The organism is Flavobacterium sp. RHBU_3 (assembly GCF_046613565.1).
Lineage (GTDB): Bacteria > Bacteroidota > Bacteroidia > Flavobacteriales > Flavobacteriaceae > Flavobacterium.
On sequence record NZ_JBKJHC010000013.1, the window covers coordinates 39,189 to 64,854 of the forward strand.

A 25,666-nucleotide genomic window follows, 5' to 3' on the forward strand; every position below is an offset into this window, starting at 1 on the left:
TAAATAAAAACAAAGAGTTATGCAGAGCAAAACCGAAAAAACCTGGTTTATAACCGGGGCTTCAAAAGGGCTTGGCCTTAGCCTTGTAAAACAACTGCTTCAAAAAGGCCAGAAAGTAGCGGCTACTTCACGAAATGTGGCGCAGCTTATCGATGCCGCGGGTACAGACATAGCCAATTTTTTACCGCTTTATGCTGATCTTGCCGATGATGCCTCGGTAAAGGAAGCTATTAATGCCGCACAAAAAGCCTTTGGCAGTCTTGATGTGCTTATCAATAATGCCGGCTACGGTATAGGCGGTAGTTTTGAAGAGCTTACCGATGCCGAAATACGGGCTGCTTTTAATGTAAATGTATTTGGCACCATAAATACCATACGCCATGCGCTGCCGCACATGCGCAGGCAGCAGAACGGACATATTATTAATATATCGTCTATAGCAGGGTTTGCAGCTGCTACAGGGTGGGCACCGTATGCCGCCACTAAGTTTGCCGTTACCGGCCTTACCGAAGTGCTGGCTGATGATGTAAAGGCTTTTGGTATTAAGGCGGTATTGGTGGCTCCGGGTGCGTTCCGTACCAGTTTCCTTACCGATGATTCATTGGCTTTGCCCGAAAATCCGATAGCTGCCTATGAAGATATTCGCGCGTCGCATAACCGCTACCGTGCTATGGATGGCACACAGGCCGGCGACCCGGAAAAAGCCGCTGCCGTAATGATAGCTGCCGGTTTTGACGAAAATCCGCCGGTACACCTGTTTCTGGGTACTGATGCCTACAACAGGGCGCTTACTAAAATTGATTCCCTTACTAAAGAACTTGAGGCTAATAAACACACGAGTTTTTCTACCGATTATTAATTTTTAATTTCCCATAAAATGAAAAAGACATGGTTTATTACCGGGGCCAGCCAGGGCCTTGGGTTAGAATTTGTTGCCCAATTATTAGCAGCGGGGCATAATGTGGCTGCTACATCGCGTACCATAGCCGGACTGGAAAAAGCAGCAGGTACGCACCCTAACCTGCTGCCGCTACAGGTAAACCTTACTGACGAAAGCAGTGTAGAAACTGCCGTAAGTGATACTGTTGCGAAATTTGGCGCTATAGATGTGGTAGTAAACAATGCAGGCTATGGTCAGCTTGGTGCTCTTGAGGAGCTTACCGATGCCGAAGCACGTGCTAATTTTGATGTTAACGTGTTTGGAGCGCTGAATGTAATACGTAAGGTACTTCCGCATTTGCGTAAACAGGGTAGTGGTCATATTTTTAATGTTGCTTCAGTGGGTGGTTATACAGGGGCGTTTCCGGGATGGGGCGTTTACTGCGCTACCAAGTTTGCAATGGTGGGCTTTACCGAATCACTTTCTTATGAAGTGGCCGAATTTGGTGTAAAAGCTACTGTAGTGCTGCCGGGTTATTTCCGCACTAACTTCCTTAAAGGAACATCGCTTGCTGTGCCCGAAACCCCGATAGCAGAATATACCGCTGTGCGTAAGAGTGAAAACATGCATACCGAAGATATAGATGGTAACCAGGGAGGCGATCCTGTAAAAGGTGTGGCTGCAGTAATTGAGGCTGAAGCTTCCGGAAAAGCGCCGCTTTACCTGTTTTTAGGAGCCGATGCTGTGGGTATGGCAAGGCAGAAAAATGAGTTTGTTAATAATGAAATATTAGCCTGGGAAGCATTAAGTACTGCTACAGGATTTGGTGAAAACTAATTTTTTCATTTAATTTTTTATTGCACTCCCCAAACCGAATTTCGGTTTGGGGAGTGTTTTTTATGGAAGAACCATGACGCAATTGTTAAAAAACTATTTGTGTATGTTTGTTTACGAAAAAGTTTTCGTTTGTTTTTAATATATTGATTTTTAGTTGTTTAAATTAAAAATGTCACTTAAATTCTTCGCGGTGTCGCTCTATTTATAAAGCAGGAATTTAACAATGGTTTAAAATTTTGGTTAATGTTGCAATACGAAAAAAACTATCAATTACTTGCAATTTTAACCAAAATGAAAATGAAAAAGTTTACTTTAACATCAATCTTTGTGCTCGCACTATCGTATGGTGCAAATGCACAAGACTGTTCAGTGGAAACGATTCCGTACACACTGGACTTTGAAACGGCAACGGCTCCTGCATTGCCTGATTGTACTACAGCTATTAACGTAGGTTCAGGAAATACATGGGAGGTTACAAACAATCCCGGATTTGGCTTTGATAATAATGCTATATCTTACACTTCAAATACAGAATCTGCCAATGCCTGGTTTTTTACAAAAGGCTTTGATATGGTGGCGGGTACTAATTACCGAATTTCATACAAATACGGTAACAATGGAGAAACTACCGAAAGTTTTACTACTTTTCTTTCTAATGGCGCTACAGATACAGCTGTAATGTCGGAAATAGCTACTCATCCTACTGTTACGGGTGGGCAGGCTACAGTATATTACATAGGTAATTCTATTTCTACACAGGTTTCGGGAACTTATTACCTGGCGTTTCATGTTACCAGTGCGGCTTCGCAGGGTACACTTTATCTGGATGATATTGCTATAGAGCCTTACACTTGTCCGGCTCCTACAAATATTGTAAAGGGCGCCATTACATCTACCAGTGCTTCATTTAGCTGGACTGCGCCTACGCCCACGCCTAACGGATATTTTTATGCAGTAACCACCTCTGCTGAAGAGCCTGCTAACTTCGAACTGATTTATACAACTTCAAAAACAATAAGTTCACTACAGCCTGCTACAAAATATTATTTCCATTTAAGGAGCTTTTGTGGTTCTGCATTTGGCGATTGGTTAGCTCCGGTGGCGTTTACCACACCTGCCTGCGACGATGTGGTTACTGTGCCTTTTACTTTTGATTTTTCGTATACAGATGAGCCAACATTGCCTGCGTGCAGCATAAGTAATTCTGCTAATGGAAACAACTGGGCTGCTGCGCCTGCTCCGGGTAATGGTTTTGATACGCAGGTGCTGCAATATACCGGTAATAACGAGGATGGCAGTGCGTGGTTTTTTACACAAGGAATACAGATGGAAGCAGGCGTGCGTTACAAAATAAGCTTTACCTATGGTAACAGTAACGCAGACCAGACTGAAAGCCTGAGGTATATGCTGGTTAAAAACCCGGATGCATCTGCCGGAAGCGCAACGCCGGTAGACCCTGCTGTAACAGGAGCTACAGCTCATGTTAGCGAAACAAACTTTATACAGATTAATGAAACAGGCATCTATTATTTCGGGCTTAATGCATATAGCGCAGCAGGTTTGGGTAGTATATATGTAGACAACATTACTATAGAAGAAAGTACATGTGGTGTGCCTTCGGATGTATCGGTAACCGATATAACTCAAACTACGGCAACCCTTAACTGGGCTGAGCCTACCGAAGGAAACTCTCCGGTGGTAGTGTATTTCTATGGTTTCGGCACGGCAGATACCCCGCCTGCAACACAGTCGGCATCAAATGGTTTTACGGCAGCTTTAACTGATTTATTGCCAAATACCACATACTACCTTTATACAGGTACACTGTGCGGGCCGATGTTTAGCGAATGGGTGGTTACTGAATTTACCACACCGGCGGAAACAAGCAGCGTGAAAAACGACAGTTTTAAAACACTTACTGTAAGTCCTAACCCTGCTACTGATAATGTTGTAGTTAAAAACGACAGCGGTATAGATTCGCTTGCGCTGTACAACATTACGGGTCAAATAGTAAAACAACAAAATGTAAATGCTAATACTGCCAGCCTTAATACATCTGATTTGGCTGCAGGTATATACGTTCTATCAGTTACCAACGGAGGCCAATCGCAGAGAGTAAAGCTAATAAAGAAGTAATTTTTTTATAGCCTCCGGGTCTGCTACCCTTTTGGGTAGCGGCCGGTAACTAATATTATTTTGTTTATCCGGTTATTAAGAATAACGATTAGCCACTAATTAAGTAATTTTTCTCATTTAACAAGGTCGTATCGGGCTTCTATGCCTACCTTAATTATTAGGCTAATCAATGTTGCGGCGGTCAACAGGAGGGCCGCCGCTTTTCTTAATAACTTTGTGAAAAATACCCAACACTAGGTATTTTTATAACAAATAAAATTGTTATTTTTGTTTTTTATAACAAACTAAGTTTCAAAATTCTACCTGTTACACAATAGGATAATTTTGGAAGCGTTTTTATGAAACAGGCAGCAAGGATCCATCATCTGCCTTCCATTTGTACAAGATTTCAAGATTCAAGATTAGGCTTTCTGCAGGGATCCGCAGAAAGCTTTTCTTTTTTAGGCTAAAAATAATGTACGGGGTTAGTATTAACGGTAGTTTCCAGTACTGTAATTCCGGTTGTGTTGTTTTTTATAAAGTCAGTCATAAACCGTGCTGTATAGCGTTCGCTTTCATAATGGCCTATGTCGGCAAGCAGTAATTTTCCTTCCGCTTCGTAGAATTGATGGTACTTCAGGTCGGCAGTAAGGTAGGCATCAGCGCCTGCTGCTATTGCATTTTTTATAGCAAAGCTTCCTGCACCGCCCAGCAGAGCCACTTTCTTAATGCTTTTATTGGTAAAAGCACTATGACGTATGCCTCCGGTTTTCATCTTGTTTTTTACAAATTGCAGAAATTCCCCTTCATGCATTTCTAACGGTAATTCGCCTACCATTCCCAGTCCTATATTCTGGTGACGGTTTTGCAGGTTGTATATTTCGTAAGCCACCTCTTCATATACATGGTTTTCAAAAAGGGCTTTCAGTATGCCGGCTTCAAGGTGCTTTTCAAAAGTTACTTCAACCTTTATTTCCTGGGCTTCCATAAATTCGCCACGCTCGCCTATTTCGGGGTTACTGTATTCATTACCCTGATAGGTGCCTTTACCGGTGCTGTTAAAGCTGCAATTCTCATAATTGCCTATATTGCCTGCTCCTGCTGCAAAAAGTGCATTACGCAGCTCTGTATGGTTGTCTGGCACGGTATAGGTAACCAGCTTACGGATGAATCCTTCTTTTGGCACCAGTATTTTAGTGTTAATAAGTCCCAGGGCATCGGCAAATATTTTATTCACGCCATTTCTGTGGTTGTCCAGGGCGGTGTGTATGGCATATATGGCTATATTGTTCTGTATCGCTTTTAGTACGGCTCTTTCTACATAGTTTTTTCCGGTTATTTTCTTCAGCCCGGAAAACAGTATGGGGTGGAAGCATACAATAAGGTTGCATTTGGTGTTTATGGCTTCGTCTACCACACTTTCCAGTGCGTCATGGCATACCAGCACGCCGGTAAGGTTTTCTGATGCATTGCCGGTAAGCAGGCCTACGTTGTCAAAATCTTCGGCGTATGCAAGCGGAGCCATTTTTTCGAGTACAGGAAAGAGGTCTTTTATTTTCATGGTATGAAGTATCGTTTTATCAAAGGTACAAAAACAAAAAAACTGCCCTAAGGCAGTTTAGTATATAATATTTTTAAGAGTAATTACTGGCAGGTAGTTGCCTGTTGCATTGTAGCTACATAAGTGTTGAATATGATTCCTGTGTCCTGGCCTCCTACGTATGCATTGCCGTTTTCACCCTGGCAAATTTCCATTTCAGGAATAGTTTGGCCGTTTAGTGGGTACGATGCACATGTTACACAGTTTTCAGCTCCGTTAGTGCCGCCATTGCTTCCACCGCTGCTTATTGCATCCGGGTCGTAAGCATTGTCACAGTATAGTGAAAAATAATAATCAGGTTTAAGTCCGGTGTTAGCACCGTTCACAAACAAAAATGTGTCTAAAACAGTTACCTGAACTATTGTGCCTGCTTCGGTTAAACTATCAACTTTACTTGATACGATGCCCACACAGGCTTCATAATCTTCGGCAGTATAGTTTGGTGCGGTACCAGCTACTTCACACGTTTGGCAACCTATGTAGCTTTGAGTTGGTAGTTCGTCCTCATCTGAGCATGATACGGCCAACAGTATGCCAACGAAAGTAAGTGGAAATATAATCTTTTTCATTTCGGTTACACATTATTTTTTGTGAACAGCAAAAAAAGGAAAAACAGGAATTATATCCAAATGTTTCCGTTAAAACTTTGTTATTTTTATTGTTTTGGCAGATAGCATTGGTAAAAAAGTTGCAAAAGCCTGTTTTTAGTTATTTAGTGGTTAAAAAATTATTTCATTCTAAAATACTGGTTTCAGTAAACGCTGCTGTTACCATTGTTTTTGTCCGGGAGGCGTTAAATTTTGCACAACTTTTCTTTCCTATGATAAATGCCTGCCTTTTGTTTTATAACAAAAACTTACATTTGCATTATACCTTAATTTTATCATGAAGTACCTCAGGTTACTTTTACTTCCTTTTTCGTTGTTGTACGGCTGTATTACAGGCGTTCGGAATGTGTTTTACAATACCGGTATCTTTAAAAGTCATAGCTTTACTGTGCCTGTTATAGCGGTGGGTAACCTTAGTACGGGCGGCACCGGAAAAACCCCGCAAACCGAATATCTTATCCGATTGCTTTCGCAACAATACAATGTAGCAGTGCTGAGCCGTGGTTACGGACGTAAAACCAAAGGTTATATACTGGCCGATGATACTGCTACAGCGCAAACGATAGGCGACGAACCGTACCAGTTTTTCAGCAAGTTTAAAAATATACGTGTGGCGGTAGATGCTAACAGGGTAGAGGGTATAAACAATCTTTTGGGCTTAGAGCCAAAGCCCGACGTTATACTACTGGACGATGCCTACCAGCACCGTAAGGTTAAGGCAGGTTTTTATGTATTGCTCACCGCTTACAGCGATATTTATGCCGATGATTTTATACTGCCTGCGGGCAACCTGCGTGAAAGCAGGGCAGGGGCTAAGCGTGCCGGTGTTATTGTGGTAACCAAATGTCCACCATTATTACCTGAAGCCGAACAGCAGCGTATCATAAAAAAACTAAAGCCATCAGCAGGGCAGCAGGTGCTGTTTACAAGCATTGCCTACGACGATTCTGTATATTCGGATGCGGGTATATTGGCTGTAGCCGAAATAAAAAATACCCCGAAAATATTGGTAGCGGGGATAGCTAAGCCTCAGCCTTTTTATGCACACCTGCAAACAGGAGGAGACAATATAAGGACGTACCCGGATCATCATGATTTTACCGATGCCGAAATTAATGAGCTGAAACAGCTTAGTGAAATAAAACCTATAGTTACTACCGAGAAAGACTATGTGCGCCTTAAAGGTAAATTACCCGCCGACAGGTTGTATTACCTGCCCATAAAAAGCCGGTTTTTAGATAATGGTAGTAATGTGTTTAACCAAACCATTTTACATTATGTGGAACAAAGTACAGGAAACCGTTAACTACATTAAAGCCAAAACAGGGTTTACCCCACAATATGGCGTAATACTGGGCTCAGGCCTGGGCGGTTTTGCCGATGATATAACTATTGAACATTCTTTGCCATACAGCGAGCTGCCTAACTTCCCTGTATCAACAGTAGAAGGGCATGCCGGCAAACTTATTTTTGGCAAAATAGGCGATAAAAATGTCGTGGCCATGCAGGGACGCTTTCATTATTATGAAGGCTACAGTATGCAGGAGGTTACCTTCCCGGTAAGGGTAATGAAATACCTGGGCGTGGAAAAGCTGATTGTAAGCAATGCTTCGGGTGGGGTAAATTCATTTTACCATGTGGGTGATATTGTAATCCTCTACGACCATATTAACCTGATGCCGGAGCATCCGCTGCGTGGGCACAACGACGAACGTTTTGGACCAAGGTTCCTAAACATGAGCGAACCTTACAGCCATGCCCTTATTGCAAAAGCCAAAGAAATTGCGGTAGAGCAGGGCATCGATGTAAAAGATGGTATTTACCTGGCTTTACAGGGGCCTACGTTTGAAACACTTTCGGAGTACCGAATGGTAAAGATACTGGGAGCCGACTGTGTGGGTATGAGTACCGTACCCGAAGTAATTGTAGCCCGCCACATGGATATGGAGTGTTTTGGGGTGTCTGTAATTACCGATATGGGCGATAGCGACGGGGTAGGCTCGGTAAGCCATGATGAGGTACTACAAGCTGCTGCCCTTGCCGAACCCAAAGTACGTACACTGATAAAAGAATTAATAGCAACAGGGGAATAATAATCTTCTTAGTAGAATAACAAAAAACGCAGGCTTGGCCTGCGTTTTTTGTTCCTGATTTTTAATATGTGTTAGCCTCTTGTTAACCAGCCGCTTTTTCCTGCGGTTGCAATGGCGTAAGGAGTTATCCAAAACAAGCTGAATGTGTACAGCAGGCTGTAGGCATAAGCGTACAACGATTCGCTAAACTTGTTGTAGCGTTTTGTGTAAAAGAACACCGGGAAGCTTGAGTATAAAAGTATGCCCATAAGGGTAGAGCTTAAAAATAGTGCCGGGTGCGATACTATAAAATAAAACATCAGTATAAGGAAAGGATAAGCAGCAACGGTAGTAAGTAGTTGGTTTGCAAATAACAACCTGATACCGGCTTTGTTTTCTTTCCTGTAGTTTTTAAATACAAATGTTGCCATTTTTATATTCTCACGGATGTTGCTGCGTCCCCAGCGGATGAACATTTTGTACAATCCTTTATATTTTTCAGGCACATTGGTAAGTACATAGGCATTACGCTGAAACAATACATGAAAGCCCTGCTTCATAATCATGTTGGTCATGGCGCGGTCTTCGCCTATATCCGATTTTTTGCCCATAAACTTCTGGTCTATCCATTCGGGCAGGCAGGCCATAACGGCTTCACGGCGGTAGGCTGCAAGAGCACCCGGTGTACACATTACCGACCCGAGCGCACTTTCGGCAGAACGTATAAACTCAAAGCTGAGTACAAAACTTACGTTAAGCATTTTTGGTAATATGGCACTGCGGTTGTTTAGTACACGTACGTTGCCGGCTACCGCACCACAATCTTTTTTTACAACCAGTGGGCTAACAAGGTTCCTTAGCGTGTTTGGTTTTACAACCGAGTCACTGTCTACGGTAACAAACACTTCGCCAATACCGTTGTTAAACCCATAGTACAGTGCATGGCGCTTACCCATGTTTTTAGGTTGTTTGTATATGGTAACCCTAGCGCCTAAATCGTGTTTTGCCTGTTGTATCCATTGCCAGGTGTCGTCTTTACTGCCATCGTCTATGGCTATTAGCTGTAGTTTGTGTGTAGGGTAGTCGCTGGCAGCAAGGCTTTGCAGCGTATGCCATACCAGTTGCCCTTCGTTATACGCCGGTACTATTACCGTGATTACGGGGAGTTGTTCGTCTGTTACTGATTTAATGGGCTTGTATTTAGAATACAGGTACAAATTGTACAGGAAGAATAACCCCTTTATGCCCAGTAGTGCAATGCTGGTTACAATAATACTGCGCCCCCAAAAGGTATTGATGCGTTCCTGGTAAAGTGCATCAAACTCCGGTTGTAATAAATACACTAAAAAAGAGCCTACAAGCAGGAGTAATAAAGTTACTGTGAGTAAAAGTGTACCCCTGAGGTTAAAGCTTTTGTCTTTTTCTGCGGTTTCTAAATCTATATTTTCTATAGTATCAGTCTCCCGGGGGATGAAACTATTGTCTATGGTTAGGTTGGCTGATGTAATGCTTGATTTCATAAGTGTGGATTACTAGTTACACGCCAAAAGGTGTGCAACAGCCGTGCCGCAACGATTTATTGCTGTAAATCAAAGCAATATGTAATGTGTTGATTTTAAATGTGTAGAAAACGCAGGAAGGTTTCTACAACTTTCTACACAAATCACACTACATAGGGCTGTAGCGTATGCCTAAAAACATGCGTCTTCCCTGTAATGATGCGTAGTTATACGCCGTATCAAAAGTATAGCCGTTAGGATTGTTCACCGGGTCGTTCACATGCTGGTTAAACGGGTCTTCGGGGCGCAAAAGGCTATATTTCGGCACAAAGTCGAATATGTTCTTAAAGCCTGCGTATAGTTCCAGCCCGTAATCAAACTTTTTTGTAAACTGAATGTTGGCGGTACAAAACCATGGCGAATATTCGGGGCGGTAGTCGTTGGGTTGTACGGGCAGGCGCATAGGCCCGTACCAGTTGCCGGTTATATCCATAGAATAGTTGTTCGGCAGGCTGTAGCTGGCTATAAAGTTACCACTCCATTTGGGGGCGTGCAGTTGCTGTATGCGTTGTGCGTCTTCCATCCTGTAAACATCGGTATACGAAGCCCCTGTCATCAGTTTCAATGGGAAGTTAAACATCAACTCAATATTTGTGGCAAGCCCGCGCGATACAGCATAGCCATTCAGGTTGCTGTAAATAATCTTCGTAGGGTCGGAATCAAAATCCCCTATAATTTTATTGGTAAAGTACGAGTAGAAAGCCGTGGCATCTACATTAAGTAAAAAGGGCTTGGCGGGCAGCTTCCATACATAGTTAAGGTTTCCGTTATAAGAGCGTTCGGGTTTCAGGCTTTCGCTTATTATTACCTGGCGGGCTCCGGTAAGTGCAGCATGATCTTCGGTAAAAAGGTTTACTACCCTAAAGCCTGTGCCAAAACTCGCCCTGAGGGTATTCTGCACATCAGGCGAAAATTTATACGCTACCCTTGGCGAATGTACCGCGCCGTGATTGTTGTCGTAGTCAAAACGGTAACCCGCCAGCAGTTTGTGCTTGTTGGTCATGGTCCATTCATCCTGTACAAATAGGCCGGGCAGCGGGGTATTTTGCGGCTTATTTACGCTTCCGTCTTCCGATGCCGTTGCGGGGGTGTTGTCGTCATAGTGCGTATAGCGCAGCGCAGCGCCCACAAGCAAGCTGTGTGTCGGGGTAAGTTGCTTGTCCCAATACGCCTGTGCAAAACCTACCTGTTGTGTAGCCATATAGGGTGTGGTACCGTACCATGAGTTTTGGTTGTGCCAGTTGTAGGAGTATTGCGTAAAAATCTTTTCGGTGGTGGGTAGCTGGTACGTGCCTATAAGTTCTATACGGCTGGTGTAAATGCTTTCGCCATAAATACTGTCGCTGCCCCTAAAGTGTTTGTTCCATTGCATCTCTCCACCCCAGCGGTCTTCGTATACATAACGTGCACCCAGGGCTGCCACGCGGTTGTCTTTCCGTTTAAAGCTCCATTTGTTGAATATAGAAACACGGTTCTGCTGGGTAACATCGGTAAAGTTATCATGGTTTTTGTCGGCTTTTACATTATAGTTAAAGTAGTTTACCCCGAGCAGCGATGTTGCTTTGCCAACTTTAGTACGCGTAGCCGCATCAAAATTCAGTTCGCCCCAACTTGTCATAAAATAGTCTGCGCTCACTACCGGGGCTTTTTCCGGGCTTTTAGTTATTACGTTAATAAGACCACCCATAGCCTCGCTGCCGTAAAGCGACGAAGCAGGGCCTTTTACCACCTCTATGCGTTCTACAATGCTGTTTGGTATACCACTAAGGCCGTATACGGTACTTAGTGCGCTTACTATAGGCATACCGTCTATCAGTATCATGGTGTAAGGGCCTTCCATGCCGTTTATGTGGATGTCACCCGTATTGCATACGTTACAGTTGAGTTGCGGCATTACACCGTTTATCATACCCACAGCTTCAAACAGGCTGGGAGTAGGGTTCTTCTTAAACAGCTTTGGGGTGATTATTTCCACAGGTACCGGGCTGGCCGATCGGCTCATTTCTTTCATGGTACCGGTTATTACCACTTCGTCCAGGTTGTTTTCTGTAGCGATGAGTATAAAATTTTGCGTAAGGGTTTCGCCTGCTTTAACGGTTATGGATTTGGTTACGGTAGCATAACTAAAATACTCCGCCGAAAGCGTATAGCTGCCTTCGGGGACGCTTATAGTATAGTGCCCGGTGCTGTCGGCAAATACTGTGGTGTTAGCGGGGTATACGTTTAGTGCAGCCGCTTCCAATGCTGCACCTTTGTTGTCTTTTACAATACCGCTTACGGTACCGTTACTGTTTTGCGCATAAACCGACATGTTTATAAAGAGTAAAAGAATAATTTTTTTCATCTAAACATAAAATTTACAATTCAAAATTATAAATTTAGTTTAGACTAAAAAATATTTTTACCACAAAAGATAAGCCCCGCACTATTGTACGGGGCTTACTTGTCAAAAAGAAAAAATACACACTTTGTTTTGTCAAAGCATTTAAACCAGAATAAAATGCTAAGGATATGCTAAAAGTATAAATTAAATTTACATTACATCATTGATTTTCTTAAAATTTAAACTAATAACCCTATTTTTGTTAAATTTTTAAATAATTTAATGTTAATATGGTTTTGCTTACACTTTAAGGGAGAAAATCATGCTAATTTAGTTAAAATTCAAAATTTAAATATATGTTTTGAGCATGTGGTAATGAAAAAGCCTCCTGTTTATGGAGGCCTTTTGTTAAAATTATTGGTTTGAAGTTATTTTTTTAAGATGTGCTACTGTTTTTACGGGGTCTTCCGCTTTAAAAACGTAGTTGCCTGCTACCAGTACATCGGCGCCGGCTTCTACAAGCTGTGCAGCATTTTTGTCGCTTACACCGCCGTCTATTTCTATAAGGGTAGAAGCGCCGTTGCGCACGATAATTTCTTTCAGTTTACGGATTTTATCATACGTACGCTCTATAAAGCTCTGCCCTCCAAAGCCCGGGTTTACACTCATAAGGCATACAAGGTCGGTGTCATTAATAATATCCTCCAGCAGCTCTACATTAGTATGTGGGTTTAGGGCTATACCCGCTTTCATGCCTTCGGCCTTAATGGCTTGTAGCGTGCGGTGCAGGTGGGTACATGTTTCATAATGCACAGTAAGGTTGTTAGCGCCCAGTTGTGCAAAGGTTTTAATGTACGGGTCAGGGTTTACAATCATAAGGTGCACGTCGATGGTTTTTTTGGCGTGGCGTGTTATGGCCTCTACCACCGGTATACCAAACGAAAGGTTGGGTACAAATACGCCGTCCATAATATCTACGTGAAACCAGTCGGCCTCGCTGCTGTTTATCATTTCGATGTCGCGTTGCAGGTTTCCGAAGTCGGCAGAAAGCACAGACGGGGCTATAAGTGTGTTTTTCATTATATAAGATAGTGTTGTTTACGGTGCAAAGATAAAATTTTACTTTGGCAATTAAACTTTTGGCAATGTATTCCGTCTTAAAAAGGGTGATGATGAATTGCATTCGTCCTATTTAAGAATTCTTTAACAAAGTAATACACGGGCTTTATCATAGCTTTGTGCAGGATATAGCCACCTTATTATATGAAAATAAAATACATAGTGTACGCTGTGCTCGTAGCAGGGCTTGGCGGACTCATTTACTACCGTATATCAGAAAACAATAAAGGAAAACAGGATAAGGCCGGTGGGGGCGATGCTAATAAAAAGCCTACTGCCGTAACTGCCATAGTGGTAAAGCCTGAAGATTTCAGTAATACGCTGTCGCTTTCAGGATCTATAGAGGCAAATGAGCAGATACAGCTTACCAGCGAGGTATCGGGCATTGCCGAAAAAATATACTTTAAGGAAGGGGCTTCTGTAAGCCAGGGGCAGGTACTGGTAAAGATAAACGATATCGAGCTACGTGCCCAGGCTAACGAAGCGAGAACCAAGCAAACCCTTGCTGCCGAAAACGAGCGCCGTGCGCGCCTGCTGTTGCAAAAAGAAGCCATAAGCCAGGAAGAGTACGATATAGCCAGCGCCGACTTTAAAACCGCACAGGCACAAACCCAACTCATAAACGCACAAATAGCCAAAACATCCATTCGTGCACCCTTTAGCGGTACTATAGGATTAAGGAATATTTCGCCGGGTACCTATGTAACCCCGCAAACTATAATTACTACACTTGTAAACAGCAGCCAGGTTAAAATCACCTTCTCTGTCCCTGAAAAATATGCTTCGCAAATAAAAACCGGCACCAAAGTGAATTTCTCACTTTCGGGTTCCGATAAAAAGAACATTGCTACCGTGTATGCCACAGAACCTGCGGTAGACGTTTCTACCCGTACCCTGCGCATACGTGCCGTGGCTGATAATCCGGGTGGCAAGCTGATACCGGGCACCTTTGCCGATGTTATCCTGCCGCTTGATAAAACGGCCAATGCCTTTATGGTGCCTACCGAAGCGGTAGTACCTGTACAGGGCGGTAAAAAAGTATACGTAGTGCGAAACGGCAAAGCAGACGAAGCCAAAATAACCACTGGCACACGTACCGCTACCGATGTGGTAGTGCTGGAGGGGCTTAAGGCCGGCGATACGGTAATTACTTCGGGGGTTTTGGCACTGAAAAAAGATGCGCCTGTAAAAGCTACGGTAACTCCTAAACAGCAATAGCCATGAGCCTGAGTACACTGAGTATAAAGCGCCCCGTACTGACCATAGTAATGAACGTGGCTATTATCATCTTCGGGTTTATAGGGTACATGTTCCTGGGCGTGCGTGAATTTCCGAGTATAGACCCGGCGCAGATAAACGTGCGTACAAACTATACCGGGGCCAATTCCGATATTATAGAATCACAGATTACTGAGCCGCTGGAAAAAGCCATTAACCAGATAGACGGTATACGAAACATATCATCGAGCAGTAACCAGGGTTCCAGTAACATTACCATAGAGTTTGAACTGGAAAAGAACCTGGAAGAAGCCGCTAACGACGTGCGCGATAAGGTATCGCAGGCTACCAGCAGCCTTCCGCAGGATATTGATGCCCCGCCGGTAGTAAGTAAGGCAGATGCCGACAGCGAACCGATTATTACCATGACGGTACAGAGTGCCACCCGTGGCCCGCTGGAACTGAGCGACTATGCCGAAAACGTGATTGCCGAGCGCCTGCAAACCATACCGGGTGTGAGTTCGGTGCAGATATGGGGGCAAAAGAAATATGCAATGCGTATGTGGATAGATCCGGTAAAGCTGAATGCTTATGGGGTTACCGTAGCCGATGTGCGAACCGCCCTAAACAGCCAGAACGTGGAGTTGCCTACGGGTAAGCTTACAGGTGCAAATACTGAGCTTACCGTAAAAACACTGGGTAACCTGGCCACACCGGAACAGTTTAACAACATCATTGTAAAATCTGAAGGAGAACGCATTGTAAAGCTGAGCGACGTGGGCCGTGCCGAACTGGGGCCGGAAAACGTGGAAACCAAGATGACCAACAACGGTCAGCAACTTGTGGGGCTTGCCATAATCCCCCAGCCGGGAACTAATTATATAGAAATTGCCGATGCTTTTTATGCGCAATACGACCAGTTGAAGAAAGAGCTTCCGGGCGACATGAAGATTAATATAGCGCTTGATAATACCCGCTTTATTAAAAAATCAGTGCTGGAAGTAGCCGAAACCCTTGGTATCTCCATCATCCTGGTAACACTGATTATTTACCTGTTCTTCCGCGACTGGGCTATAGCACTACGTCCGTTGCTGGATATTCCCGTATCACTTATCGCTACGTTTTTTATCATGTATATTTTCGGTTTCTCCATAAATGTACTTACGCTGCTTGCCATTGTACTGGCTACCGGGCTTGTGGTAGATGACGGTATTGTGGTAACCGAAAACATCTTTAAAAAAGTAGAGGAGGGCATGACCCCGATAGAGGCAGCACTTAAGGGAGCCAACGAAATTTTCTTCGCGGTAATTTCCATTTCCATAACGCTGGCAGCCGTGTTCCTTCCTGTAATTTTCCTTGAAGGTTTTGTGGGCAGGTTGTTCCGGGAATTTGGGGTGGTTATTGCGGCGGCAGTACTGGTATCGGCATTTGTGTCGCTTACCCTTACGCCCATGCTAAATGCCTACCTGATAAAAGGCGTGCACAAAAAATCGAAATTCTACGACCTTACCGAGCCGTATTTCGAAAAGATGAACAAAGGCTATGCCGGTATGCTTACGGGCTTTATGAAACGTAAGTGGATGAGTTTTCCTATCCTGGGGCTTTGTGTGGGGCTTATCATATTATTTTTTAGTACCCTTCAAAAAGAGACGGCACCGTATGACGACCGCAGTAGTATCGGCCTTAACATAACAGGTCCCGAAGGTGCTTCGTATGACTATATGGACCGTTTTATGCAGGAAATGCAGCAGCTAATAAACGACTCTATCCCCGAAAAGCAGGTGGCACTGGTAATCACGTCGCCGGGATTTGGATCCGGAGCTGTAAACAGCGGGCGTGTACGTATAGCCCTAACGGATACCGAAGACCGCAAGCGCAGCCAGAAAGAGATTGCTGATGATTTAACAAAATGGACAAAGAAGTATAACGATGCCCGTGTGGCAGTACAGCAGCAGCCTACGATAGCCGTAAACAGGCGTGGTGGTTTCCCGATACAGTACATTATACAGGCACCCAATTTTGAAAAGCTGCGCGAAAAGATACCGCAGTTTATGGATGAGGTAAACAACGACCCTACCTTTGCGGCAAGCGACGTGAACCTGAAATTCAACAAGCCGGAAATCAACGTTACCATAGACAGGGAAAAGGCACAAAGCCTGGGTGTGTCGTTACTTGATGTGGCACAGACATTACAGCTTTCATTAAGCGGTCAGCGTTTCGGGTATTTTATGATGAATGGTAAGCAGTACCAGGTCATTGGCCAGTTTGATAAAGCCGACCGCGAAAAGCCGCTCGATCTTACTTCTATATTTGTAAAAAGCAGTACCGGCGAACTGATACAGCTGGATAACCTTGTTAAGGTAGATGAAGAAAGCAGCCCGCCACAGCTGTACCACAACAACCGCTATATGAGTGCCACCGTGTCGGCTGGTCTTGCACCGGGCATGAGTATCAGTGATGGTATAGAGGCTATGGACAGAATCAAAGCCAAAGTGCTCGATGAAACCTTTACAACCGACCTTGGCGGGGAGTCGCGCGACTTTGTGGAGAGTAGCTCTAATACGCTGTTTGCATTTGGCTTAGCACTATTGCTTATTTACCTGATACTTGCAGGGCAGTTTGAAAGCTTCCTGGATCCGTTTATCATCATCCTTACCGTGCCTATGGCGGTAGCGGGAGCGTTGTTTTCGCTATGGTTGTTCGGGCAAACCTGGAACATCTTTAGCCAGATTGGTACCATCATGCTTATCGGGTTGGTAACCAAAAACGGTATCCTTATTGTGGAATTTGCAAACCAGCTTCGCGAAGAGGGCAAGGAAAAATACGAAGCCATTATGGAAGCATCAGAGAGCCGCCTTCGTCCTATATTAATGACCAGCCTTGCCATTGCCCTGGGTGCATTGCCTATTGCCATGTCGCTGGGTGCAGCCGCTACCAGCCGTATTGGTATGGGGGTGGTTATTGTAGGCGGTACGGTGTTTTCGCTATTGCTTACCCTGTTTGTAATCCCGGCTATTTACTATATGTGGTCGCGCCCGCGCAAGCACAGGCCGGAATTTGATAATATTAAAGACCTGTAACTATGAGGTTATATCTGTATATACTACTGGCATTTTCGTTTGCAGCTTCGGCACAACCCCTGCTTACGGTAGAAGATGCCGTGGCTATTGCCCTTAAAAATAATTACGACATACAACTGGCAGGCAATAACCTGAAAATGGATGAAGAAAACGTTAGCCTTGCCAATGCAGGCCTGTTGCCTAATCTTTACGGTTCGCTGTCGCAAAACAATACCATACAGGATAGTAAGCAGGTGCGTACTGATGGTACTGTGCAGGAGCTTAAAGGTGCTAAGAATAACAGCCTGAACTATGGTGTAAACCTGGGGTGGACAATATTTGACGGTTTCGGGATGTTTGCGCGCTATGACCAGCTTAAGGCGCTGAAGACTCAGGGTGAAGCCGAGCTGAAATACGCCATAACCACTACCGTAGGCGATGTTATGGAAACCTATTATACCCTGGTACAGCAACAGCAAATGCTTAAGGCGCTTGATACTGCTGTGGTAATTAGTAAACAACGTATTACTACGGCACAGAACAGGTTTAAGATAGGTAAGGCTTCTAAGTTAGAAGTGCTTAACGTTGAGGTAGACCTGAATACCGACCAAACCAACCTGCTGAACCAGCAAAAGGAATATAAGAATACTAAGACCCTGCTGAACCAGCTTTTAGCGCGCGATCTCACCACTGATTTTAAAGTGGCCGATAGTGTAGCTACAGACGATAAGCTGGTGCTGCCGGATTTGCTAAACCAGGCGGGACAACAAAACCCGTTGTTACAACTGGCATTGATCAATAAAAATGTAGCGGAGCTGAACCTGAAACAGGTTAAGGCGGCACGCTACCCTCAGGTGGGTATCACTACAGGTTATATTTTTACAGATACGGAATCGAGCCTGGGGTTTGCCCGTACTAACAGGGGTAACGGTTTAAGCTATGGGCTTACGGCAAGGGTAAATATTTTTAACGGCTTTTTGCAAAAACGTAACGAGAGGATAGCCAAACTGCAGATAGAAAACACTAAGGTGCTTATAGACCAGCAAACACAGGAAATAAACACCCAGCTGATGACGGCTTTCCAAACGTATATGACAAACCTGGAGCTTGTAAAACTGGAAGCCCATAACGTACAGATAGCCGAGCAAAACCTGGATATTACCATGGAAAAATACCGCATAGGTACCATAACCACACTTGAGGTACGCGCAGCCCAGCTGAATTATGTAAATGCACTTTCGCGTAGTAGCACGGCCCAGTTTAACTCTAAACTATCGGAAGTGGGACTAAAAGAACTTGCCGGAAACCTTTCGCTTACCGGGAAATAACAGTTGTTCAAATTTCATACGGGAATCCCGGCAGCCATTGCCGGGATTTTTTGTTTCAAAATTTTTGCAGCTTTGAAAATAATATTATAATATTCAGCGTTTTAAGTTGAATTTACATCAAACCAATCGCTTTTGAAAACTTTACGCACCATAAACGGAACATATTCGTATCTGGTATTGATTCCGGTGGCGGCATTTATATACTTTTTTTGGCTCATGGTACGTCTTACACTCGATTATGTGCCTTATAATACCAATGTGGCTTTCCTGATGATAAAACAAACGGAAGTAACCACCTTGCCTGAATATCGTTACATTTTTTACAGCCATGTGTACACCAGCATATTTGTATTACTGCTGGGTTTTGTGCAGTTCTTTACTTTTCGCAGCAGGGCAGGAAAGAAGCTGCACCGCTGGTCGGGCTACGGGTATGTGGTGGTACTCCTGGCTATAGCCGCACCCAGCGGACTGTATATGGGGGTGTATGCTAATGGTGGTTTACCCAGCAAAATATCGTTTGTATTGCTCAGCATACTGTGGTGGGGTACCACATGGCTGGCTATGCGTCGCATTGCTTCCCGTGATTTTGCAGCCCACCGCCGCTGGATGATACGCAGCTATGCCTTGTGCCTCAGTGCTGTTACCCTACGTATGTGGAAGGTTGTTATTGTAATGCTTTTTCACCTGCCGCCTATGGAAACCTATAAAATTATAGCCTGGGCAGGCTGGGTGCCTAATCTTATTATTGCAGAACTGATCATTTACTATAAATACCAACATTTAAAAAAACAACCATGAAAAAAATGTTACCACTTGCGGCCGGGCTCATAATGATGCTGGGCTGCCAAAGGCAAACCGGTACACCGGCTGCCGATAATGATGGGATGGACGGGCTTTTGGCCGTGAATGACGATGTGGCGCCCAGGGAACTGGTAAAAGACGAACATACCGAAATGTATGGGGTGTGGACGGGTTTTATGGAAGTGGTTTATGATAATGATGAAGAGTTTAGTGATGATGATTACCGAAAGAAACTATCCATTAAAATAAAGAGGATAGAGGATGATGTAGTGTATGGCAAAAGTATTACTGCAGGACATGCCCGTAACTTAGAAGGAACCTACAAAACAGAAAGCGATATTATTGTGGTAAAGCTTAACGAGCCCGGAACAAACAAATACGACGGTATCTTTGAACTTAAAATGGTAAATGATTCGCTTAAGGGAACGTTTAAACCATTTAAGAAAAATGAAGGGATTAGCAGTGTAAAGAATGTGGCGCTTGTTCGGGCGGAGTTTAAGTACGACCCTAAAGTAATGCTTACTGAGGAGGAGATTATAGATTACACTAACCCTAAAATAGAAAAGTGGACCGTAAAGAATAAAAGTGGAGAAACCTTTACACGGTCGCGCGAAACCTTTAGGGTGTCTTCAGAAGAGATAATGTCTATAAATTCATCGACCACTAAATTAACCGAGAGCCAGCTGAAGAACCTTAGGAAAATAGACCTTGAAATTTTGAGGTATACCATTTATGCTCGGCATGGGTTAACCTTTAAAAAGAGTTACTACCGTTATTTTTTTGAAAGCACAGACTGGTATGTGCCAATTTCGGACAACGTAGATGCCGATCTTACCAAAATTGAAAAAGAAAACATAGCCCTGCTGCAACGTATGGAAAAATACGCAGAAGACCACTATGATTACTTTGGTAGGTAAAATATATTAACAAGGGCTTGCTATACAGGCAGCCCTTGTTTTTGTACTGCTGTTTGTAAATGCATATCTTCGCATATTGTAATGAATGCCAACATAAACCTATCAACATGAAAAAAGCTTTACTCTTTATTATAACTGTCCTGGCTTTAGTATCGTGCAAAGATGAAAAAGAAACTGCCGCCAAACCTCAGGCCATAGCGTATCATGAAATTAACAACGAACCGTATAAAAAACTCTATGGCTACTGGACGGGTATGCGTATAGATGATTATGATGAGGTAGATAAAGATACTACCTTATATGCCGAAGAAGGAGCCAAGCTAAGCTTAAAGATAAACCGCATTATAGAAAACAAAGTATATGGTGTAAGCATGATAAATGGGGAAGCCCGTCCTGTAAAAGGCGAAATGAAGCTGGGTAGTGGCGGTAAAAAACTTTTTACCCTAAGAGAACCCGGCACTATGGAAGGGTCGGGTATTTTTGAACTGGTAATGGCAAATGACACCATAATCGGCATATGGAAAGCGTATATACCCAAGCCGGGCAAGGTAAAGGTGAAAAAACTGGAGCTTGTACAGCGTGGGTTTAAATACAACCCTGACCAAATGCTGAGTCAGGATGATAGCTACTATGTAGACTGGGGAACATCTATTACTAAAGATACCGTATATACCTATAAGGATGGTGATGAAATAAAAGAGGAAAAAGAAGTGCAGGAACTTTACAGGGCTGCATCTGATGCTATTTTTAAACTGAATGGTTCTACCCAAAAGCTTACCGAAGAACAACTAAAAGAACTAAGTAAATTAGACCTCGAAGTGCTGCGCAATACCATTTTTGCACGTCATGGCTATTCGTTTAAGCGTACCTCCCTGCGTTATTTCTTTGAAATGGCCGACTGGTATGTACCTGTTTCGGGTAACGTAGATAAGGAGCTTACCAAGCTTGAAAAAGAGAACATAGCCCTACTGAAACGCCTGGAACAATACGCTACAGACCACTATGATTACTTTGGTAGATAGTAATAAAAACGGGGAGCTTTAAAGCTCCCCGTTTTTTATTGTTTAAGTTCTAATGTTTTTATTTCGGAAATCAGTTTGCCGTCGGCACTGAAACCTTCAATCAGCACTTTTACTTTTTTGCGGTTAATGTTGGGAATCTTAAACTTAAAGTTACCGTTTTCATCGGTCATTATTTCGGCTTGCCAGTCTATTACCCCAAAGTTTTCAAAACCTGCCGAATTGTAATTGTACTTTTCGTTTTTAAACACCGGGTATTTCTCAAAACCATCGGTTATAATAATATCGGGCGTAGCGTTTTTGTCTTTACTGGTGTATGCCATAGCCGGTTTAAGGTAAATTTTAATAACACCGCTATAGTTGCGCACTGATGGTACCAGGGCGGTAGTGCTTATATAAATTTCATCAACTTCGTCCATAGATATCATGGTAAGCTGGTTGTGATCCAGTAGCTGAGAGTTGTTTATGTACACTATTGGCTCGCTTTGTGCTGCATTCAGGCTGTTTCGCTGGCGCGAGTATATATGGGCATCCCTGCCTATGCCGCCGTTGTCTACGTTAAACATTCCCCGCGATATAATGTACTGCATTACGTTGTGGTAAGCATTAGTTTCGCGCTCGCCTATTTTTACACCGTTAAGGTTACCGTTACCAAAACTCCTTTCGTATTTAAGGCGCTTGGCATTAATTACGGTTTCCTCCAGTTCTATGGTTCCGGTAACTACCCCGGGCAGTTCAGGGGCTGTAGTAGCACCCGATAGGTAACAACGCTGGGCTGGTTTATACTTTTTATTAAACTCTTTAAAGCCGTCTGTTATTCGGGGTTTAATATCCAGTACTTTTGCTTTTCCACCCTCCGGTATCAGGCTTAGTGTTACATGGGTAGAATCCCGTATAACCAGTTTGTCAAATTCAAAATTGCCTTTATCGTCTACGGTAGTATATTCATTAAGTCCTGCTGTAAGTGAATACAGTTGTATCCTGTCTTTTTTGCCAGTTTTTCCGGCCAGTTTTTCCGGCAATGTACCTTTTAATGTAAGTCCCATATCAAAACCATAGTTTGATTTAGGAGGGTTTTTCAGAATATTATTCCAGTTGTATTTACTGGTCTTACCCATAAGGTACATATCTAGTTCATACGCTTTTGCCCGGCTTATGGTATTAAAGTAGTATTTTCCGCGTGCTTTTTTATCTGTTTGTATGTAAGGCAGTATCCATAGCGAAGAGTATATGTCGTTTTCCTGCTCCATAGCAAGGGTGTTTTCGGGTAGCACCGTCATGCTTAGGTTAAACATAGCAGGGTGGTTTACCTTTCCTGTAAGCTCTACATACTCTACATTTTCGTTGTCATTGTTTACAGTAACCCCTGTTGCAGCTGCGGGAAATTTAAAAATAACCCTTTGCGCCAGCTCATTAAGGTCTTTATCAAGCAGGCGTATGGTATTTAACCCTTCGGCAAGGTCGGCATTGGCTATAGCCAGTTTTATTTCTCCTTTTGGCTGCACTTCATACATGTTTACATGGTCGTCTTTGTGTATCAAAAGTAGAAGTGATTTGTACTTTCCTGGGTTATCAGTACGTATGGTAACTGTTGTTTTATCGACTGAAAGGTAGTTGTTTACCTCCAGTGTAATACCCGATGCAGCCGCAGGTAGTGCTACCTCAAACGTTTTGTCGTTGTAGTTTACTACGGCTTTATAGTTTTCTCCAGCTACAGGTACAAGGTCAAACCGTCCGTAGCCCAGTTTATTCAGTTGTACTTTTTTCAGCACATTGCCGGCGCTGTCTGTAATATCTGCAGTAACAACCTCTGTAGGTTCGTGGTTACAATCCGATACATGTATGCTAAGGATGTTGGTAACACCGGTTACAAAATTACCGCCCTCAGCTGCTATATCAATATTCAGTTTAGACGTGTCCGGGCCCGAAAGCGCAGTACCTGCACCTGTGCTTTGGTTTATTACGGTAAATTCGGCAACAGCCGATTCATCTTCGGTAAAATTGTTCATCCAGTTGGTGTAGCACTGTATGTAATAACGCCCTGATTTAAGGCTGCTACCCAACTTAAAGCTGCCCTGAAAACCACCTACATTTCCGTACACCAGTTGTGTTTCCAGTACTTTCCCGGTTTCGTCTATCAGTGACGCAAAAATGTTTACCGTGCTAAAAAACGGTACGTTTTTCCTGCGGTGAAATACATAGCCCTTAAACCATACGCTTTCGTAGTTTAAGTAGATACTTTTGTTTGTTTGCAGATGAATGTTTTCGCGCTCAAGGAAAAAATAGTCGGTAAGTGCCTTGCCGGCCGTTTCCTTGTCCTGCGCAAAGCAAATAGAAAAAAATAACAATAACACTACGGCAAGTTTATGCCCTAAGTTTTTTTTCATACGGTAAATGTGTAATTGGTTTTGGAAATTGGTTTGATTTCGATGCAAATATAAATGTTTAAATTATATGCAGCCCCAGTATTAAACGCTGTTTACCGCAATTTAGCATACGTATATATTAAAAAAAGGGGCGCCAATGGCACCCCCTGATATATAGTGTAAGAAAAAGCAGATTATTACATCATGCCCGGCATACCGCCGCCCATTGGCATACCGCCGCCGGCTCCTTCTTCTTTAACGTCGATTAGTGCGCACTCTGTAGTAAGTATCATACCTGCAACCGAAGCAGCGTTTTCAAGCGCTACACGGGTTACTTTCTTAGGGTCTATGATACCTGCGGCAAGCATGTCTACGTACTCGTCTGTTTTAGCGTTGTAACCAAAGTCGCCTTCGCCTTCCGCCACTTTAGAAACCACTACGCTGCCCTCAAGGCCTGCGTTTTCTACGATAGTACGTAGCGGGGCTTCTACAGCGCGAGATACGATTTGTATACCTGTAGCTTCGTCAGCATTTTCAGCTTTTACATCGGCAAGAACTTTCTTGGCACGAAGCAGTGCTACACCACCACCGGCTACAATACCTTCTTCTACAGCAGCGCGAGTTGCGTGTAGTGCATCGTCTACACGGTCTTTTTTCTCTTTCATTTCCACTTCACTTGCAGCACCTACATAAAGTACAGCTACACCGCCTGCCAGTTTAGCAAGACGCTCCTGAAGTTTTTCCCTGTCGTAGTCAGATGTTGTAGTTTCTATCTGAGCTTTTATCTGGTTTACACGGTTTTTAATAAGGTCTTCTGTACCTGCACCGTTTACAATGGTAGTGTTGTCTTTGTCTATAACTACTTTTTCGGCAGTACCCAGCATAGAAAGGGTAGCGTTTTCAAGGGTATAACCTTGCTCTTCAGCAATTACAGTACCACCGGTAAGGATGGCAATGTCTTCAAGAAGTGCTTTCCTGCGGTCGCCAAAGCCAGGAGCTTTAACAGCAGCAATTTTAAGCGCACCACGAAGTTTGTTTACCACAAGCGTAGCAAGAGCTTCACCGTCTACGTCTTCTGCAATAATAAGAAGCGGTTTTCCGCTTTGCGCTACCGGCTCAAGTACCGGAAGCAGGTCTTTCATTGAAGATACTTTTTTGTCGTATAGTAATATGTAAGGCCTGTCAAGTTCGGCCTCCATTTTCTCAGAGTTGGTTACAAAGTAAGCCGATAGGTAACCACGATCAAACTGCATACCTTCTACTACGTCTACGTAAGTATCAGTACCTTTAGCTTCTTCTACAGTGATTACACCTTCTTTACCTACTTTTTCAAAAGCTGTAGCTATAAGTTCGCCCACGCTTTCGTCGTTGTTAGCAGAAATTGAAGCTACCTGCTTAATTTTTTCAGACGTACTGCCCACTTCAGCGCTTTGCTTGGCAAGCTCGCCTACAATAGCAGTAACAGCTTTGTCTATACCACGCTTAAGGTCCATCGGGTTAGCACCGGCAGCCACGTTTTTAAGGCCTTCTTTTACAATAGCCTGTGCAAGTACAGTAGCGGTAGTAGTACCGTCACCGGCAAGGTCATTGGTTTTGCTGGCAACTTCTTTTACCATCTGGGCACCCATGTTTTCCAGGGTGTCTTTAAGCTCTATTTCTTTGGCAACAGATACACCGTCTTTAGTTACGGTAGGGCCGCCAAATGATTTGCTGATGATAACGTTACGCCCTTTAGGACCCAGGGTTACTTTTACTGCATTAGCAAGTGCATCTACACCACGTTTTAAACCGTCGCGTGCTTCAATGTCAAATTTTATTTCTTTAGCCATTTCTTTTATCTTTTAT

At 43.5% G+C, this 25,666-nt stretch carries 18 protein-coding genes; 11 read left to right on the forward strand and 7 right to left on the reverse strand.

What is annotated here, in order from left to right:
- The first annotated feature begins 19 nt into the window (after positions 1-19).
- The 3 genes from ACLI1A_RS16700 to ACLI1A_RS16710 all read left to right on the forward strand — a co-directional run bounded on the left by ACLI1A_RS16700 (position 20) and on the right by ACLI1A_RS16710 (position 3,853).
- The gene (locus ACLI1A_RS16700; RefSeq protein ID WP_411409825.1) at positions 20-859 is read left to right on the forward strand and encodes an SDR family oxidoreductase; all 840 of its coding nucleotides are present in this window, start codon (positions 20-22) and stop codon (positions 857-859) included.
- Positions 860-877: 18 nt separating this feature from the next.
- Positions 878-1,717, forward strand: coding sequence for an SDR family NAD(P)-dependent oxidoreductase (locus tag ACLI1A_RS16705; RefSeq protein WP_411409826.1), 840 nt, complete (start codon positions 878-880; stop codon positions 1,715-1,717).
- A 297-nt stretch (positions 1,718-2,014) separates the two neighbouring features.
- On the forward strand, positions 2,015-3,853 hold the full coding sequence (locus tag ACLI1A_RS16710) for a T9SS type A sorting domain-containing protein (RefSeq protein WP_411409827.1): 1,839 nt from the start codon (positions 2,015-2,017) through the stop codon (positions 3,851-3,853).
- A 445-nt stretch (positions 3,854-4,298) separates the two neighbouring features.
- Here the strand turns inward: ACLI1A_RS16710 and ACLI1A_RS16715 are convergent, their stop codons facing one another.
- Positions 4,299-5,393 (reverse strand): Nif3-like dinuclear metal center hexameric protein, encoded by a 1,095-nt coding sequence (locus ACLI1A_RS16715; protein ID WP_411409828.1) that lies wholly within the window; start codon positions 5,391-5,393, stop codon positions 4,299-4,301.
- A gap of 83 nt (positions 5,394-5,476) precedes the next feature.
- Positions 5,477-6,001 carry a hypothetical protein gene (locus ACLI1A_RS16720; protein WP_411409829.1) on the reverse strand — a complete coding sequence of 175 codons (525 nt, stop codon included), beginning with the start codon at positions 5,999-6,001 and terminating at the stop codon, positions 5,477-5,479.
- A 316-nt stretch (positions 6,002-6,317) separates the two neighbouring features.
- Between ACLI1A_RS16720 and lpxK the strand changes: the two genes are divergently transcribed.
- On the forward strand, positions 6,318-7,346 hold the full coding sequence (gene lpxK / locus ACLI1A_RS16725) for a tetraacyldisaccharide 4'-kinase (protein WP_411409830.1): 1,029 nt from the start codon (positions 6,318-6,320) through the stop codon (positions 7,344-7,346).
- The gene (locus ACLI1A_RS16730) at positions 7,318-8,133 is read left to right on the forward strand and encodes a purine-nucleoside phosphorylase (protein WP_411409831.1); all 816 of its coding nucleotides are present in this window, start codon (positions 7,318-7,320) and stop codon (positions 8,131-8,133) included. The genes lpxK and ACLI1A_RS16730 overlap by 29 nt, the downstream gene beginning before the upstream one ends.
- A 71-nt stretch (positions 8,134-8,204) precedes the next feature.
- Here ACLI1A_RS16730 and ACLI1A_RS16735 read toward each other — a convergent pair whose 3' ends face one another.
- The 3 genes from ACLI1A_RS16735 to rpe all read right to left on the reverse strand — a co-directional run bounded on the left by ACLI1A_RS16735 (position 8,205) and on the right by rpe (position 13,074).
- Positions 8,205-9,632 (reverse strand): glycosyltransferase, encoded by a 1,428-nt coding sequence (locus tag ACLI1A_RS16735; RefSeq protein ID WP_411409832.1) that lies wholly within the window; start codon positions 9,630-9,632, stop codon positions 8,205-8,207.
- 148 nt (positions 9,633-9,780) lie between these two features.
- Positions 9,781-12,015: a TonB-dependent receptor gene (locus ACLI1A_RS16740; protein ID WP_411409833.1), complete on the reverse strand. Its 2,235-nt coding sequence runs from the start codon at positions 12,013-12,015 to the stop codon at positions 9,781-9,783.
- A gap of 393 nt (positions 12,016-12,408) precedes the next feature.
- Positions 12,409-13,074 (reverse strand): ribulose-phosphate 3-epimerase, encoded by a 666-nt coding sequence (rpe, locus tag ACLI1A_RS16745; RefSeq protein ID WP_411409834.1) that lies wholly within the window; start codon positions 13,072-13,074, stop codon positions 12,409-12,411.
- Between the two features lie 183 nt (positions 13,075-13,257).
- Between rpe and ACLI1A_RS16750 the strand changes: the two genes are divergently transcribed.
- The 6 genes from ACLI1A_RS16750 (at position 13,258) to ACLI1A_RS16775 (ending at position 21,458) form a co-directional block, all read left to right on the forward strand.
- On the forward strand, positions 13,258-14,331 hold the full coding sequence (locus tag ACLI1A_RS16750) for an efflux RND transporter periplasmic adaptor subunit (RefSeq protein WP_411409835.1): 1,074 nt from the start codon (positions 13,258-13,260) through the stop codon (positions 14,329-14,331).
- Positions 14,332-14,333: 2 nt separating this feature from the next.
- Entirely contained in the window at positions 14,334-17,411 is a 3,078-nt protein-coding gene (locus tag ACLI1A_RS16755; protein WP_411409836.1) for an efflux RND transporter permease subunit, read from the forward strand.
- A gap of 2 nt (positions 17,412-17,413) precedes the next feature.
- Positions 17,414-18,718 carry a TolC family protein gene (locus ACLI1A_RS16760; protein WP_411409837.1) on the forward strand — a complete coding sequence of 435 codons (1,305 nt, stop codon included), beginning with the start codon at positions 17,414-17,416 and terminating at the stop codon, positions 18,716-18,718.
- Positions 18,719-18,850: 132 nt separating this feature from the next.
- A complete protein-coding gene (locus tag ACLI1A_RS16765; protein ID WP_411409838.1) occupies positions 18,851-19,516 on the forward strand; it encodes a DUF2306 domain-containing protein in 666 nt (221 codons plus the stop codon).
- Positions 19,513-20,436 carry a YARHG domain-containing protein gene (locus ACLI1A_RS16770; RefSeq protein WP_411409839.1) on the forward strand — a complete coding sequence of 308 codons (924 nt, stop codon included), beginning with the start codon at positions 19,513-19,515 and terminating at the stop codon, positions 20,434-20,436. Before ACLI1A_RS16765 ends, ACLI1A_RS16770 begins: the two co-directional genes overlap by 4 nt.
- 107 nt (positions 20,437-20,543) lie before the next feature.
- The gene (locus ACLI1A_RS16775; protein ID WP_411409840.1) at positions 20,544-21,458 is read left to right on the forward strand and encodes a YARHG domain-containing protein; all 915 of its coding nucleotides are present in this window, start codon (positions 20,544-20,546) and stop codon (positions 21,456-21,458) included.
- A 35-nt stretch (positions 21,459-21,493) separates the two neighbouring features.
- On the opposite strand, the gene ACLI1A_RS16780 is transcribed toward ACLI1A_RS16775, so the two are convergent.
- Positions 21,494-23,842, reverse strand: a complete 2,349-nt coding sequence (locus ACLI1A_RS16780; protein WP_411409841.1) for a hypothetical protein — start codon at positions 23,840-23,842, stop codon at positions 21,494-21,496.
- 176 nt (positions 23,843-24,018) lie between these two features.
- On the reverse strand, positions 24,019-25,650 hold the full coding sequence (gene groL / locus ACLI1A_RS16785) for a chaperonin GroEL (protein WP_411409842.1): 1,632 nt from the start codon (positions 25,648-25,650) through the stop codon (positions 24,019-24,021).
- Positions 25,651-25,666: the final 16 nt, after the last annotated feature.